The organism is Streptomyces sp. NPDC050997, assembly GCF_040660135.1.
In the GTDB taxonomy this organism is placed as follows: Bacteria; Actinomycetota; Actinomycetes; order Streptomycetales; family Streptomycetaceae; genus Streptomyces.
In genome coordinates this window covers 374,873-389,197 of record NZ_JBFAGK010000003.1, presented here as the reverse complement: position 1 = coordinate 389,197, position 14,325 = coordinate 374,873, and the positions used below count along the sequence as shown (strand labels likewise).

13 protein-coding genes are annotated in these 14,325 nt (G+C 69.0%); 3 read left to right on the top strand and 10 right to left on the bottom strand.

Translation table 11 applies throughout. The features are described from left to right. Positions 1-22: 22 nt before the first annotated feature. Positions 23-589, bottom strand: a complete 567-nt coding sequence (locus AB0H86_RS08385; RefSeq protein ID WP_362434528.1) for a TetR/AcrR family transcriptional regulator — start codon at positions 587-589, stop codon at positions 23-25. A gap of 145 nt (positions 590-734) precedes the next feature. Between AB0H86_RS08385 and AB0H86_RS08380 the strand changes: the two genes are divergently transcribed. After that, positions 735-2,204 carry an MFS transporter gene (locus tag AB0H86_RS08380; protein ID WP_362434526.1) on the top strand — a complete coding sequence of 490 codons (1,470 nt, stop codon included), beginning with the start codon at positions 735-737 and terminating at the stop codon, positions 2,202-2,204. A gap of 158 nt (positions 2,205-2,362) precedes the next feature. Here the strand turns inward: AB0H86_RS08380 and AB0H86_RS08375 are convergent, their stop codons facing one another. The 5 genes from AB0H86_RS08375 to AB0H86_RS08355 all read right to left on the bottom strand — a co-directional run bounded on the left by AB0H86_RS08375 (position 2,363) and on the right by AB0H86_RS08355 (position 8,540). Then, on the bottom strand, positions 2,363-3,790 hold the full coding sequence (locus tag AB0H86_RS08375) for a cellulose binding domain-containing protein (RefSeq protein ID WP_362434523.1): 1,428 nt from the start codon (positions 3,788-3,790) through the stop codon (positions 2,363-2,365). Positions 3,791-3,853: 63 nt separating this feature from the next. After that, the gene (locus AB0H86_RS08370; protein ID WP_362434521.1) at positions 3,854-5,368 is read right to left on the bottom strand and encodes a beta-N-acetylhexosaminidase; all 1,515 of its coding nucleotides are present in this window, start codon (positions 5,366-5,368) and stop codon (positions 3,854-3,856) included. A gap of 42 nt (positions 5,369-5,410) precedes the next feature. Then, positions 5,411-6,250 (bottom strand): carbohydrate ABC transporter permease, encoded by an 840-nt coding sequence (locus tag AB0H86_RS08365; RefSeq protein WP_362434519.1) that lies wholly within the window; start codon positions 6,248-6,250, stop codon positions 5,411-5,413. Continuing rightward, positions 6,247-7,242 (bottom strand): sugar ABC transporter permease, encoded by a 996-nt coding sequence (locus AB0H86_RS08360; RefSeq protein WP_362434516.1) that lies wholly within the window; start codon positions 7,240-7,242, stop codon positions 6,247-6,249. Before AB0H86_RS08360 ends, AB0H86_RS08365 begins: the two co-directional genes overlap by 4 nt. Before the next feature lie 29 nt (positions 7,243-7,271). Further along, the gene (locus AB0H86_RS08355; RefSeq protein WP_362434514.1) at positions 7,272-8,540 is read right to left on the bottom strand and encodes an extracellular solute-binding protein; all 1,269 of its coding nucleotides are present in this window, start codon (positions 8,538-8,540) and stop codon (positions 7,272-7,274) included. Between the two features lie 270 nt (positions 8,541-8,810). On the opposite strand from AB0H86_RS08355, the gene AB0H86_RS08350 reads away from it, so the two are divergent. Continuing rightward, positions 8,811-9,650 (top strand): GntR family transcriptional regulator, encoded by an 840-nt coding sequence (locus AB0H86_RS08350; RefSeq protein WP_362434511.1) that lies wholly within the window; start codon positions 8,811-8,813, stop codon positions 9,648-9,650. A gap of 273 nt (positions 9,651-9,923) precedes the next feature. Here AB0H86_RS08350 and AB0H86_RS08345 read toward each other — a convergent pair whose 3' ends face one another. The 4 genes from AB0H86_RS08345 to AB0H86_RS08330 all read right to left on the bottom strand — a co-directional run bounded on the left by AB0H86_RS08345 (position 9,924) and on the right by AB0H86_RS08330 (position 13,628). Then, positions 9,924-10,718 (bottom strand): SDR family oxidoreductase, encoded by a 795-nt coding sequence (locus tag AB0H86_RS08345; protein WP_362434509.1) that lies wholly within the window; start codon positions 10,716-10,718, stop codon positions 9,924-9,926. Positions 10,719-10,954: 236 nt separating this feature from the next. Then, the gene (locus AB0H86_RS08340) at positions 10,955-11,779 is read right to left on the bottom strand and encodes an aldo/keto reductase (RefSeq protein ID WP_362434507.1); all 825 of its coding nucleotides are present in this window, start codon (positions 11,777-11,779) and stop codon (positions 10,955-10,957) included. 158 nt (positions 11,780-11,937) lie between these two features. Beyond that, positions 11,938-12,354 carry a heme-binding protein gene (locus tag AB0H86_RS08335; protein ID WP_362434505.1) on the bottom strand — a complete coding sequence of 139 codons (417 nt, stop codon included), beginning with the start codon at positions 12,352-12,354 and terminating at the stop codon, positions 11,938-11,940. Positions 12,355-12,407: 53 nt separating this feature from the next. Beyond that, complete coding sequence (locus AB0H86_RS08330) at positions 12,408-13,628, bottom strand: MFS transporter (RefSeq protein WP_362434503.1); 1,221 nt, start codon at positions 13,626-13,628, stop codon at positions 12,408-12,410. Positions 13,629-13,794: 166 nt separating this feature from the next. Here AB0H86_RS08330 and AB0H86_RS08325 point away from each other — a divergent pair, with 166 nt between their 5' ends. Continuing rightward, the gene (locus AB0H86_RS08325; protein ID WP_362434501.1) at positions 13,795-14,262 is read left to right on the top strand and encodes a MarR family transcriptional regulator; all 468 of its coding nucleotides are present in this window, start codon (positions 13,795-13,797) and stop codon (positions 14,260-14,262) included. Positions 14,263-14,325 lie beyond the last annotated feature (63 nt).

Sequence of the window (14,325 nt, the reverse complement as noted above, 5' to 3'; positions counted from 1 at the left end):
TGATCCCGGGACCGGGTTGAGGTCACAGCAATCGGTCGACCAGCCCGTCGACGTAGTCCGGGGTGAGCGGGCCCATGCCGAACAAGACGCGGATATACATGGGGGCCAGGATGTGGTCCAGCACGCCGAACGCGTCGGGTGCGTGCTCGCCACGGTCGCGGGCGCGATCGAGCATGGACTGCAGTTGCCGGGTGCGTTCGGCGCGGAGGTCGGCACCAGCCTGCAGGCCCTGCTGACCGTTGCTCGACAGGGCGACGGCCAGGCGCAGCAGCATCAGACCGTCGGGTCCGGTGATCTCGCGGGCCACGTTCGCCGCGTAAGTGCGCAGGTCGCCGGCCAGGCTCCCGGTGTCGGGCATCGGCGACCGCGCGTTGAGGCGGGCGAGCGCCACGTCGGTGAGCAGGGTTTCCAGGCTGCCCCACCGGCGGTAGATGCTGCTGTCGGCTACGCCCGCGCGGGCTGCGACCTCGCCGACGGTGAAGTTGCCGTAGCCGCGCTCGCTGATCAGGTCGGCGACGGCCTGGTGCACCTTCGCACCGACGCGGGCGCTGCGCCCGCCGGGCCGCCGGGCTGGCTGTCGCTCGTTCATGCCCTCACCTTAACGCAGTCGTGACTTGCGTTTGCGAGCAACCCTCCTTACAGTCGCCTAACGCAGCCACGGACTGCTTTAGAGCGCCCAGAGGCTGGCCACGTAGGCCGTGGAGAGGCGCAACCAACGATTGAGAGGAATCCCGATGGCTGCATCGCCTGCGGCTTTAGGCAGTCGACCGAACCGGGCCGTGCTGCTCGCGGTGACCTGCCTGGGCCAATTCATGGTCCTGCTCGACAACACGATTGTTGGAGCAGCGCTGCCCGATATGCAGCACCGGCTGCACACTCAGCTGACCGGTCTGCAATGGATCGTCGACGCGTACGTACTGCTGGTCGCCATGCTGCTGCTGTCCGGCGGTGTCTTCGCCGACCGGTTCGGCCGCAAGCGGGTGTACCTGACCGGCGTGGCGGTGTTCACCACCGCGTCGGTGCTGTGCAGCCTCGCGCCCTCGGTCGGCTGGCTGGTCGCCGGCCGGGTGCTGCAGGGCATCGGGGCCGCGGCGCTGAGCCCTGCCTCGCTCGCCCTGCTCGCCGCCGCCTATCCCGTGCCGCAAGAACGAATCAAGGCGATCGGGCTGTGGGCCGGATTCAGCGGAATCGGTCTGGCCGCAGGCCCCGTGGCCGGCGGCGTGCTGACAGATGCCTTCGGCTGGCCAGCCATCTTCCTGGTCAATCTGCCCATCGGCGTGGTCCTTCTGCTGGTCGGTCTGCGCAGCCTTGAAGAGGCCCGCAATCCGAGCGCCCCCGCGATCGATGTCCCGGGGACGGTGCTGTCCGTTCTGGGGGTGGGGGCGCTGGCCTACGGGCTGATCGAGGGTGGTGCCCGCGGCTGGACGTCGCCGGTGATCCTGGGCAGCTTCACCGCCGCGGTGATCCTCCTCGCCGCCTTCGTCGCCGTCGAAGCGCGTCGTTCCGCTCCGATGCTGCCGCTGCGGCTGTTCCGGCAGCGCCTGTTCACCGTGTCCAACACCGCCATGGTCGTGGTGGGGTTCGCGCTCATGGGTTCGTCGTTCTTCTTCTCCCAGTTCTTCGTGTACGTCCAGGGCAGCTCGATCCTGCGCGCCGGCCTGCAGACCCTGCCGGCGTCCCTCGCCATGGTGATCGTCAGCCCGTACGCGGGCCGGCTCGCCGCCCGGTACGGCTTCCGAATCGTGGTTACCACCGGCCTGGCCCTGGCCGGCCTGGGACTGCTGGCGCTCGGTATGGTGCACGCCGACACCGGCTACGGGAACGTGTGGTGGCGGCTGGGAGTCGTCGGCATCGGCTTCGCCCTGACCATGTCCCCACTGACAGGCGCCGCCATCCAAGCGGTCAGCCCGCAGGAAGGCGGCCTCGCATCAGGCATCAGCAGCACCACCCGGCAGATCGGCGCGGTGCTCGGCGTGGCGGTACTCGGAGCGATCGTCCGCACCCGGCAATCCGGCGGCGCCTCCTTCGAGACCGGTCTCAACAGCGCCTTCCTCGCTGCCGGCACCGTCACTTTGGCCACCGCCGTGTTCACCGGCCTGTGGCTGGCGAGGTCCAAGCCCGCGGAAGGCTCCGCGGCGCCGCAACGTTCCACCGATCCAGGTGCGGTCACCACCTCGAACGAGGCATCCGCGAACAGCCGTTGACGGCGACACCGAGCTTGGCCGGGAGGACGCTGCCCGGGTGCGCGCCGCCCCGAACAGCGCCCCCTTCAGATGCGGATTGCCGTGCCGCCACGATAGGGGTCGCGCACTTCGGCGTGCATGCGCCGACGTGCGCGCTCCCCTTCATCGGGCAACTGGGATCAACTGCCGGGGACGGTGTCCTCGAACGTGGTGCCCGCGCCGCGGTACGCCGTCACCTTGGTGGCGACCTGCGTCGGCGTGAGGACCTGGTTTTTGACGTGCAGGACGTAGTCGACCTGCTGGTCGTACGCCCGCGCGGTGCTGCTGGTCTGGCCCGCGAGGTCGATCAGCCACTGGTTGAAGTTGATCGACATCGGCCGCTCCGGCAGGTACGCGGAGTCATGGGTGCCGAAGAGCTGTCCGTCGATGTAGTACTTGATGGTGCTGTTGTCGATGGTCAGCACCAGGTCGTGCCAGCCGTTGTAGCTCCTGCGGCCTTCGGTGTGCTGGTTGACCGCCACCCACGGGTCGGCCTGGTAGGTCTCCCAGGACGTCGTGTAGAGGATGTTCGACGTCTCGCCCCAGCCGCCGTTGGGCAGGTACTCGAAGTCGTACTCGGCGTAGTCGTCCGCCATGGGGGCGGTGAGGTCGTTGATGGTGAAGAAGGTCTGGACGAGGTGGTCGCCGTCCGGGCCGTACTTGGGTGCGTCGCTGAACTTGACCCGGGCCGCGTAGGTGCCGTTCTTGAACTTCCTCGCATTGGTGAGGATCTCGGTCTGCTTGGTGCTCTCCCCAGTACCGGCGGTCGAGGTCTCCAGGTTCATGATGGAGTTGCCGCTCGTGGTGGAGAAGGTGACGTTCTGGGGCGCCCAGGTGGCGCCGGGCACGCCGGGGCCGCCGGAGTTGGAGCGCACGCTCCAGCCGTTCGCCGAGATCTTCGGGTCGCTGTAGCCGCTGTAGTTGAAGTCGTCGAACAGCGTGGCGCCGTCGGCCGGAGGATCGGTCGGCGGGTCGGTGGGCGGGTCCGTCGGCTCGTTGCCCGCGGGGGCCGTGCCCCACACAGTGGTGCCGGCCAGCTGCGCCGTGACCTTGGACCAGTCGCCGTACGACGTCTGGGAGGCGCCGAAGGAGTAGTCGTCGCTCTGGTTCAGCGACGCCCACGTCGACTGGTAGAAACGCAGCTGCATGTCGCCGGTGTCGGCGCCCGGTGCGAGCGAGCCGGCACCGGAGGTGAAGCCGATCTCGAGGTAGCGGTCGGCCGTGGCGGTCGGGTTGGCGAGCGTGCCGAAGGTGCCCGTGACGTTGGCGCAGCCCTTGACGGCCCAGGAACAGGCGAAGCGATAGGTGGCGCTCGCCGAGTCTGCCTTGAAGTAGTAGCGGATCTTGACGCCGCTCAACTGCACACTCGTGGCACCGGTGTTCTTCACCTTGAACCAGGGTTCGGCCTGGTCGGCGGTGGCCGCGGTGGCGCTCGTACGGTACTGGACGCTCAGCCCGTCGGCGGCCGCGCTCGCGGTGGCCGGGAGTGCGGTGAGCGCGGCGGCGCCCATGGCCACCGCGACGGCGGCGGATGCGGTGGCACGCAGTCGGTTGTGCACGAATCTCATCGTTGTTCCTCTCCAGAAGGGTGGGGGTGATTCCGGAATGGGACGGGGGCCGGCATGGAGCTGTCAGGGGCGGTGCTGGACGCCGAGCGCGTCGAGCCGGGCGGTGTGCTCGCCGAGGCGGGAACGGAAGGCGGCCCAGTCGGTCGCGCCGCTCCAGCCGCGGTCGGCGAGGGCGCAGAGCCGCGGGTAGGTGAGGTATTCGATGTGGGCGGGCGTCGTGACGAACTCGGTCCACAGCTGGGCCTGGGTGCCGAGCACCCGCCCGGCCATGTCCGCGTCCGCGTCCTCGGGTACGGGGTCGTGGCCGTGGACCGCGCGCAGATCGACGACGGCTCCGGGCTGGGCCGGCGGCTCGTGCGGGTCGTCGGACTGGGCGTAGTCGAGGTAGGTGGCCCTGTGGTTCGCGCTGACGACGGGGTGGCCGCGACGGGCCGCCGTCAGGGTGTGGGACGAGTCGCGCCAGGTCATCACGGTGAAGTCGAGGGGCAGTTCGGCGCCGGTCTCGGCCCAGCCGACCGGGCGGCGTCCGTGCCGTACGAGGAAGTCGCCGACCTGCCCGAGGAACCAGCCGTGGAGGGCCGAAGGGCCCGGCAGTCCCGCCGCCGCCGCTCGTTCGCGTGCGGCGGCACTGTGCGTCCACTCAGCCGTGGGGCATTCCTCGCCGCCGACGTGGATGTACGGCGAGGGGAAGACGTCCATGACCTCGTCGAGGACGGTGCGGCAGAAGTCGAGGACCTCGTCGTGGACGCCGAGGACGGTGTCGCACACGCCCCAGCGCGTCCAGACGTCGAGGGTGCGCTCCGGGTGGTTGCCCAGCTGGGGGTAGGCGGCGAGGGCGGCGCGTACGTGCCCGGGCATCTCTATCTCCGGCATGACGGTGACCCCGCGAGCGGCCGCGTAGCGCACCAGGTCGGCGAGTTCGGCCCGGGTGTACGCGCCACCGTGCGGGTTGCCGTCGTACGTGCCGCTGCCGGCCGGGCCTTTCTGCGACTCGGCGCGGTTGCCGCCGATCTCGGTGAGCTTGGGAAAGGCGGCGATCGGCATGCGCCAGCCCTGGTCGTCGGTGAGGTGCAGATGGAAGACGCTGATCTTGTGCAGGGCCAGCAGGTCGACGTACCGGCGCAGGTAGGAGACGGGCTGGAAGTGGCGTGCCACGTCCAGCATCGCGCCGCGCCAGGGGTGCCGGGGGCTGTCGGTGATGTCGGCGCACGGCAGCAGCCACCGCGTACCGCGCTGCGGGATCGCCGACAGGGCCTGTGGGGGGAGCAGTTGGCGGATCGTCTGGATGCCGCGCAGCAGGCCGGTGGGGTGCGCGGCGCGCAGCAGCACGGCGTGCGGGTCGACGGCGAGGACGTACCCCTCCTCGCCCAGGTCGCCGAGGCCGGGGTCGAGGGCCAGGGTGAACTGGCCGTCCGGGGAGGGCCGTAGAGAGAGTCCGGTGGCGGGGGTGAGCAGGTCGCGCAGCAGTTCCGCGGCCGGTTCGGTGCCCGCGCCGAGCCGCAGAGTGGTGCTGCGGTCAAGTGTGAAGTGGCCGGCCCTGAACGCGGCCTCGGTGGGACGGGGCACGAGGGTGGGCATGGATCGCCTCCGGAACGGGGTCGCGGGGGGTATGGGGGGTGGTCAGCCCTTGACTGCGCCGGCCGCGAAGCCGGAGGTGACGTGGCGTTGGAGCAGCAGGAACACCACAAGTGCCGGGGCGGCGAAGAGAGTTGAGGCGGCCATGGTGGCGCCCCAGTCGGTGCCGAAGACGTTCTGGAACGAGGACAGCCATACGGGCAGGGTGCGGTTGTCCTGCTGCTTGATGATCAGGAAGTTGGCGTATGTGAACTCGTTCCAGGCGGTGATGTAGCCGAACAGCGAGGTGGCCATCAGCCCCGGTGCCAGCAGCGGGAACGCCACGTGCCGGAACGCGCCGAGTCGGGTGCAGCCGTCGACCTGGGCGGACTCCTCCAGCTCCGGAGGGATCGTGCCGATGAAGCCGCGCAGGACGATGACCGTGAAGGGCAGCGTCATCATGAAGTAGACGAGGGTCAGGGTCGGCAGCCGGTCGAGCAAGTCGGTGTCCCGGGAGATGATGTAGACCGGGATGATCAGTGACTCCCAGGGCGCCATCTGGGCGATGAAGACCATGAGCATGAACTGCCGGCGCCCCTTCCACCTCATCCGGGCGACCGCGTAGGCGGCGCCGAGCGCGATGACGAGGGCGAGCAGGACAGCGCTCAGCGTGACGAGGATGCTGTTGCGCCAGAACAGGCCGAAGCCGTCGGCGCCGACGGCGGTGCGGAAGTGATCGAGCGTCCAACTCTCCGGGACGATACGGGGGTTGTCGGACCGGATGTCACGGGTCGGGGTGAACGCGGTCGCGACCATCCAGTAGACCGGGAACAGGCAGACCGCGGCCGTGATGAAGGCGGCGGCGTTCAGGGGCAGACGGCGGACGCGGGGCCGGGTCGTGGTCATGCGAGCTCGTCCTCCTGGCGGAACATCTGACGGAAGTAGAGGACGAGCACGCCCGACATCAGCACGACGGTGACCATGGAGGCCGCCGAGCCGAGGTCGTAGCGCTGGCTCGACAGGGCGGTCTGTACCGCGTACACGGGCAGGATCGTGGTCGCGTCGCCGGGCCCGCCGTTGGTCATCACCCAGATCTGCACGAATGCCTTGAACGTCCAGATCACTTCGAGCGAGAGCACGAGAAGGAAGATCGGCCGGACGATCGGGAGGGTGATGGAGCGGAAGATCCGCGGCCCCGACGCCCCGTCGAGCCGCGCCGACTCGTACAGCTCGGTGGGGACGGTGGTGAGGGCCGAGTACAGGGTGATCGCCGCGAAGGGCACGGACTGCCACACGACGAGGGTGACCACGATGGCGAAGGCGGCCGGACCGTGCGCGAACCAGGGGTAGCGGTGGAAGGAGTCGAAGCCCAGGTCGGTCAGGACCGCGTTGACGATGCCGAACTCCGAGTGGAACAGCCACTGGAAGACGGTGGTCGCCGCGATGACGGGCATCGCCCAGGTCAGCACGAGCGCGCTGAGGACCGCGGTCCGGCCGAACCGGCCGAGCCGCTCGATCATGAGCGCGACCAGCGTGGACAGCACCATGATCAGTACGACGTTGACCGCCATGAAGAGGAAGGTGCGGCGCACGACCTCCCAGAAGCGGCCGTCGCCCAGCAGCGTCGCGTAGTTCTTGAGTCCGACGAACCGGGCGTCGCCCACGATGAGTTGGCGCAGGCCGAAGTCCTGCAGCGAGATCACCACGGCGCGGACCAGGGGATAGACGAGCAGGTAGAGCGTGCCGAGGACGGCGGGCGCGATCAGGACGTACGGCCAGATCGCGCGGCCGGCGGTCTTCGACGGGTGGCGCGGTCCCGGGCCGGTGGTGGAGCGCCGGGGTGGCCCGGTGCCGAGTGGGGGGCGGGGTGCGGTCTGCTCTCGGACGGCGGCCGACATGGCGCTCCTCGTTCCGATGCGTGGACGGTTCAGGAGCCGGAGTTCATGGCCGTGGTGATGGCGTCGGATGCCGTGGCGGCTTCCTTCTGCGCGTCGCCTCCGGTGAGAACGGCCGTCATGTAGTCCTTGATCGGGTTCTTGGCCTCTACGGCCGCCCAGCCGGGGGTGTTGGGTGTGGCGTGGCCCTGGGCGGCGCCGACCGCCATGGCCGCGGCGCCCGGGTCGGAGGCGACCGCGCCGGCCAGGGTGGTCTTGTTCGGGACGTAGCTCATGGCGACGGCGAGCTTCTTCTGCCAGGTGTCGCCGGTGAGTTCCTTGACGAAGGTGTAGGCGGCGTCCTGTTTGCCGGAGGCCGTGGGGATGACGAGGTCGGAGCCGCCGGTGAAGACGGCGCCGGGTGTGGCGGCGGTCTTCCCCGGAATCGGGAAGAAGCCGAGCTTGCCCTTCAGGGCGGGGTTGTTCTGGATGACGACGTTGGCGCCGCCGGGTGACGAGATGACCTGGGCGACCTTCCCCTTGGCCATGACGTCCGCCTGCGGGGGGTTGGCCTCGTCGGCGTCCTTGGGACCCCTGCCGAGGGCCTGGAGCTGCTTGTAGAACTCCATGCCGCGGATCGCCTCGGCGGAGTCCAGGCTGCCCTTCCACTTGCCGCCGGACTCGGTGGCGAGGTCGCCGCCCTCGTCCCAGACGAAGCCCGAGAGCGTGTACCAGTTCTGGCCGGGCAGATAGACGCCCTGTGTGCCACCGGTGTTGAGCTTCTTGGTGGCGGCGACCCACTGGTCGCGGGTCTTGATGGCGGCCGCGTCGACGCCTGCCTTCTTGAAGAGGTCGGTGCGGTAGATGACGACGCGGTTGGCGGCGTAGTAGGGGATGCCGTACTGCTTGCCCTCGTAGGAGCCCGGCTCGGCCAGGCCCTTGAGCCAGTTCTTCCCGCCGAGGTCGTCGACCTTGTCGCTGAGGTCGCGCAGCCCCCCGCTCTGCGCGAACTGGGCGACCTGGGTGTTGCCGGTCTCGATGACGTCCGGTGCGTCGTTGCTGGCGAGGGCCGCCGTGACCTTCTCGCCGATCCCGTCCCACTCCTGGATCTGCACCTTGACCTTGATGTCCGGGTGAGCGGTCTCGAAGCCCTTGACGAAGTCGCTCTGGAACTGGTCCGAGACGCTGTCGCGCATCAGCCAGACGTCGATGGTGGTGCTCCCGCCGGAGCTGTCGTCGGAGGCATCGGAGGAGCTACTGCAGGCACTCAGCCCGGCCGTCATCACAAGCACGGACACACCGGCAAACAAGCGGAGCTTCACGGTTCACCTCTGGAGGACATGACCTGACCACCTGACCAGTGAAGCCCACTGGACAGCTCACCTCTTGATGTGGGGATGAAGGTGGCATAGACCAATCGTGGGCGTCAACCCCTTGTGCTTCTGGAGGTTTTGGCGCGCGCGTCAGCCAAGATCTGGACGATCACGGTTCGATGGCAGTTACACTTCCCTCACCAAGAGGGCAATTGCGGGTGACCACTGGTCAACTGGTCAAGTGGTCAGCTGGGGATTCCGCGCATGAGGGAGTGCAACATGAAGGCCGACGAACCAGGTGCGGTGCTCAAACGGGAGCGCGTCCGCGACTTCATCCTCGACCTCGTCGAGTCACTCCGCCCGGGGGACGCGATCCCCTCCGAGCGCTCCCTGTGCGCCCGCCTCGACGTGTCCCGCCCGACCCTGCGCGCGGCGGTCGACGAGCTCGTCGCCGCGGGTCTCCTGGTACGGGAACACGGTCGCGGCATGTTCGTGGCACCCGAGAAGATCACTCAGGAACTCGTGTCCGGTCACCAGGCCATGACGGTGCCGCAGGCTTCCGGCACCTGGTCGAGCCGCCTACTGGAGTTCACCACCATCCCGGCCGGCGCGCGCGTGGGCCGTAAGCTGCGCCTTTCACCCGCCGCCGAGATCGTGTACGTGGCACGGCTGCGCCTGGTCGACGGTGCCCCGATGGCCATCGAGCACCTGCACATCCGGGCCGATCTGGTCCCCACCCTGTCCGCCGAGGAACTGGAAACAGGCGACCTGTACGAGCACCTGCGCGAACAGCACGGCGTGCACGTCCAGGAGGCCGTACAGGCGATCGAGCCGACTGTCGTCACCCGGGCCGAGGCCGAACTGCTCGACGTGCCCGAGCTGTCACCGGCGCTGCTCTTCGAGCGGCTCACCTCGGACACCACGGGCCGGCCCGTCGAATACGTCCACTCGCTCTACCGCGGCGACCGCTACCGCATCGTCTCCCGGCTCACCCTCGGCCCCTCGGCCACGGTGCCGACTGCCCGGCTCGGACACCATCCCGGCATCCCCCCGGGCGACTTCGCCCACCGCGACACCATCACGTCCTCCACGCACGGGGACATCCAGTCGGCACCGTGAACCAGGGCGGGTTCCCATCGCCGTCGATTCCGCAGGCCACAAGATCGGACAGCGGAAGTTCGTCGTCAACGCCGCACGCATGACGTGAGGCGCGTGACCACTTTGTGGCGATCCATGCCCAGTCGGCCATGGACGATGACGGGCGGCCGCTGCGCGAAGAAGCACCCTTGCCCGCAGAAGCACGTGTGGCCGGACATCACGGTGATGTCCGGCCACAAGCTGGTGCGTCAAGCCCTGCGGTGGGTCCCGCCGCTACGGGGCTGGGCGGTGGCGTCAGGGCAGGATCGCGTCGATGTAGCCGCCGTCGACCCGCAGTGCGCCGCCGGTGGTGGCGGAGGCGTAGGGGGAGCTGAGGTAGACCACCATGTTCGCGATCTCTTCGGGCTCGATGAGGCGTTGGAGCAGGGACTGGGGGCGGTGCTCGACCATGAACTGGTGCTGTGCCTCGTCCCAGGGCAGTTCGTCGCCGACGAGCTGGCGGACGAAGTCCTCCACCCCGCCGGTGTGCGTGGGCCCGGCGATCACGGAGTTGACGGTGACACCCGTACCGGCGGCCTCCTTGGCGAAACCGCGGCTGACCGCGAGCAGCGAGGTCTTCGTCATGCCGTAGTGGATCATCTCAGCGGGGATGACCACGGCGGAGTCGCTCGCGAGGGAGAGTACGCGGCCCCAGCCCTGCTCCTTCATGCCGGGCAGGTAGGCACGGATCAGTCGCACGGCGGAGAGCACGTTGACCTCGAAGTAACGGCGCCACTCCGCGTCGTCGATCTCCAGCGGCGGGGCCGCGCCGAAGATGCCGAGGTTGTTGACGAGGATGTCCACCTGCGGAACGGCGTCCAGGACGGCTCGTGTGCCCTCCTCGTCCGCCAGATCACCGGGTGCGGCGACGATGTCGTCGCTGTCCGTCTCGGTGCGCAGCTTCCGCACGGCCTGTTCGACCGTCTCGGCGCGCCTGCCGTTGACGGCGACGCGCGCGCCGGCGCGGGCGAGACCGGCGGCGATGGCGTATCCGATGCCTTGGGTGGAGCCGGTGACGAGCGCGGTCCGGCCGGAAAGGTCGATGTTCACGGTGCGATCCTCTCTGGAACGTGAGCGGTGAGCGCCCGGGGATGCGACTGCCGCAGGAGCGCTCGACAGGTGTAGGTGTGTACCCCGCCGAGGACTCCCTCTGGCCTGCCGATGGGCGGACGCGGTGGCAGGGAGTCCCCGGCGCGGCGTTGCCTGCCGGGGTGGCAGCGGATGGTGATGCGCGGACTGCCCGATGAGTGCATATGCGTGATCAGTGGGGCGGTCGATGTGGTGAATCAGTTGAGGCTGTCGGGGTCCGGGCCCGTGCGCGTGCCGGTGTCGAGGCCGGTGATCGCGGCGATGTCGTCGTCGCTCAGCTCGAAGCCGAAGACGTCGAGGTTCTGCCGGATGCGCTCCGGGGTGACCGACTTGGGGATGACCACGTTGCCGATTTGGAGATGCCAGCGCAGCACCACCTGGGCGGGTGTGACGCCGTACTTGCCGGCGATGTCCACGATGGGCTGGGCACCGAGGACGGCGCCCTGGGCCAGCGGGCTCCATGCCTCGGTGGCGATCTGGTGCTCCGCGTGGAAGGCGCGCAGCTCGCTCTGTTGGAGGGCGGGGTGCAGCTCGACCTGATTGATCACCGGGGTGATGCCGGTGTGCTCCAGCAGGCGCTGGATGTGGGGCACCTGGAAGTTGGACACGCCGATGGCGCGGGTCCTGCCGTCGGCGAGCAGCTTCTCGAAGGCGCGCCAGGTGTCGAGGTACCGGTCACGGGCCGGAGTGGGCCAGTGGATCAGGTAGAGGTCGACGTGGTCCAGGCCGAGCTTTTCCAGGGAGGCGTCGAAGGCCGCGAGGGTCGCGTCGTAGCCCTGGTCGTCGTTCCACAGCTTGGTCGTGACGAACAGTTCCTCGCGCTTGATGCCGGAGGAGGCCAGCGCGCGGCCGACTCCGCGTTCGTTGCCGTAGATGGCGGCGGTGTCGATGCTGCGGTAGCCGGCCTCCAGGGCGCTGCTGACCGCGGCAGTGGTCTCGTCGTCGGGGACCTGGAAGACACCGAAGCCCAGCTGCGGTATCGCGACACCGTTGTTCAGCGTCACATTCGGAATCGACGTCATGATGGAGGTCCTTTCTGGGATGTTCTTTCTCGCGCCGGGTGCCCAAGAGGCTCGGGAGATGCGCGAAGAGGTTCAGGAGATTGGAGGAAGACGAGGTTGTTCGGTGGTGAACGCGGATCTCTCGCCTTCCAGAGCGGCCGAGAGTGGCCGAGGTTGGTTCAGAGCGCCTGGAGAGCGGCCGTGGCGATGCCGTGGTCCTGCTCGGGGGCGCCGCCGCCGAGCCCGAGCGCGCCGACCAGCCGTCCGTCGCGGTGGATCGGCACTCCGCCCGCGATGAACAGCAGGGGCCGGTCCAGAGCGGTGGGGAGAGAGTGGAAGGGGCCGTCGGGCTTGACCAGATCCACCAAGTCGGCTGTCGGGGCGTTGAGTTGGAGGGACGTGTACGCCTTACGGGTGCTGGTCTCGCCCGAGATCAGCACGGCACGGTCGTCCCGGCGGAAGGCCAGCAGGTGGCCGCCCGCGTCCAGGACCGTGACGCTGACGGGCACACCGGCCGTGTCCGCGGCGCGGCGGGCGGCGAGGACGAGCGCGTCGGCCTCGTCGGTGGTCAGCGGGGCAACTGCGGTGGTGCTCATGTGGTTCTTTCCTTGCGTGGAGGGTGCTCCGGTGCTGCGTCGAGCGCCGGGGGTCAGTGGTGGACGACTTCGTCGACCGGTGTGTTCGCCCGTCCGGTGGCAGGCTGCGGCGACCGGGCGGTGACAGGCTTGGAGCGGTTCTCCAGGCGCTGCGAGACGACCGCGAGGACGAGAGCGGCGGCGGCGAGTACGGCGCCCACGGCGTTGGGAGCGGTGTAGCCGAACCCGGCGGAGATCACGATGCCGCCGAGCCAGGCGGAGAGGGCGTTGCCCAGGTTGAAGGCACCGATGTTGGCGGCCGACGCCAGGGTGGGCGCCGCGTGCGCGTAGTCCAGGACCCGCTTCTGGAGCGGGGGGACGGTGGCGAAGCCCAGCGCGCCGATGAGGAAGACGGCCACGGCCGCCGCGACCTTGTTCTGCGCACTGAAGGTGAACAGCGCCAGGACGACCGCGAGACCGCCCAGGGCCGTGAAGAGCATCGGCATGAGCCGGCGGTCGGCGAACCGTCCGCCGGTGAGGTTCCCGGCCACCATGCCCAGTCCGAAGAGCACCATCAGCCAGGTGACGGAGGAGCCCGCGTAGCCGCTGACCTCGGTCATCATCGGCGCGATGTAGGTGATCGCGGCGAAGACACCTCCGAAGCCGAGCACGGTCATCGCCATGGCCAGCAGCACCTGGGGGTTCATGAGCGCCGCCGCCTCCTGCCGCAGGTGTACGTCCGCGGGCTTGGGGAGGTCCGGGACCATTTTGGCGACACCGGCCAGGCCGACGACACCGAACCCCGCGACGATCAGGAAGGTGACGCGCCAGCCCGCGCTCTGGCCGACGAACGTGCCCAGCGGGACGCCGACCACGTTGGCCACGGTCAGCCCGGTGAACATCAGGGAGATCGCCCCGGCCTTCTTCTCCGGTGCCACCAACTCGGCGGCGACCACGGCGCCGATGCCGAAGAAGGCGCCATGGGCCATCGAGGCCACGACCCGGCCGATGACCATGACGGCGAAGACCGGAGCCACGGCGGAGATGACGTTCCCCACGATGAACAGGCCCATGAGCAGCATGAGCATGTTCTTGCGGGAGATCCTGGTACCGAGGACCGTCATGATGGGCGCCCCGATCACGACACCGAGCGCGTAACCGGTGACGAGCAGGCCGGCCGTCGGCACGGAGACTCCGAGGTCTCCGGCGACCTGGGGCAGCAGCCCCATAATCACGAATTCCGTAGTACCGATCCCGAAGGCCCCGATGGCCAGGGCCAGCAGTGCGAGCGGCATGACGTGTGTCCTTACGATGCAGACGAAGACGTTGCGCGTAAGCGCCTTACGAGCATCGACAATAGTTGCACACGCCGTATATGGCAAACGCGGTATAGTGGCGTACGCGACTTACGGGTGCCCTTCCGCGGTGCGCCCAGTCACCGTCCGGACCGAGGAAACCGACATGACCGCCACAGACCCCGCGCTGACCGCTCTCGCCCACAGCTGGTCCGCGCTCTCCCTACTGCACGGGCGTATCGAGAGCCGCATCGAACGCGCGCTCCAGTCGGCACACGACCTGAGCGCACGCGAGTACTCCTTGCTCGACGTCCTCAGCCGGCAGCACGACGGCGAGGGTGGCCACCTGCAGATGCACCAGGTCGCCGACTCCGTCGTCCTCAGCCAGAGCGCGACCACCCGCCTCGTCACCCGGCTGGAGAACCGCGGCCTGCTCTCCCGCTACCTGTGCCCCACCGACCGGCGCGGTATCTACACCGACGTCACCGACAAGGGCAGGCTCCTGCTGGAAGAAGCCCGCCCCACCAACAACACGGCCCTGCGCGAGGCCCTCGACGAGGCAGCCGCCGCACCCGAACTCGCCCCCCTCGTCCACGCGATCGAGCAGTTGCAGAGCCGACCGGCCGCTGTCTGACGTTCCTGTCGGCGTACGGACTTCTCTGGCTCCGGCAGGATTTGGCGTGCGAGCTCTCTGCCG

What these genes read in the sequence shown, in the direction of transcription:
- AB0H86_RS08375 (WP_362434523.1), bottom strand. Translation starts at nt 3,790, where the DNA reads ATGAGATTCGTGCACAACCGACTGCGTGCCACCGCATCCGCCGCCGTC.
- AB0H86_RS08350 (WP_362434511.1), top strand. Translation starts at nt 8,811, where the DNA reads ATGAAGGCCGACGAACCAGGTGCGGTGCTCAAACGGGAGCGCGTCCGC.
- AB0H86_RS08340 (WP_362434507.1), bottom strand. Translation starts at nt 11,779, where the DNA reads ATGACGTCGATTCCGAATGTGACGCTGAACAACGGTGTCGCGATACCG.
- AB0H86_RS08380 (WP_362434526.1), top strand. Translation starts at nt 735, where the DNA reads ATGGCTGCATCGCCTGCGGCTTTAGGCAGTCGACCGAACCGGGCCGTG.
- AB0H86_RS08360 (WP_362434516.1), bottom strand. Translation starts at nt 7,242, where the DNA reads ATGTCGGCCGCCGTCCGAGAGCAGACCGCACCCCGCCCCCCACTCGGC.
- AB0H86_RS08385 (WP_362434528.1), bottom strand. Translation starts at nt 589, where the DNA reads ATGAACGAGCGACAGCCAGCCCGGCGGCCCGGCGGGCGCAGCGCCCGC.
- AB0H86_RS08335 (WP_362434505.1), bottom strand. Translation starts at nt 12,354, where the DNA reads ATGAGCACCACCGCAGTTGCCCCGCTGACCACCGACGAGGCCGACGCG.
- AB0H86_RS08325 (WP_362434501.1), top strand. Translation starts at nt 13,795, where the DNA reads ATGACCGCCACAGACCCCGCGCTGACCGCTCTCGCCCACAGCTGGTCC.
- AB0H86_RS08330 (WP_362434503.1), bottom strand. Translation starts at nt 13,628, where the DNA reads ATGCCGCTCGCACTGCTGGCCCTGGCCATCGGGGCCTTCGGGATCGGT.
- AB0H86_RS08370 (WP_362434521.1), bottom strand. Translation starts at nt 5,368, where the DNA reads ATGCCCACCCTCGTGCCCCGTCCCACCGAGGCCGCGTTCAGGGCCGGC.
- AB0H86_RS08365 (WP_362434519.1), bottom strand. Translation starts at nt 6,250, where the DNA reads ATGACCACGACCCGGCCCCGCGTCCGCCGTCTGCCCCTGAACGCCGCC.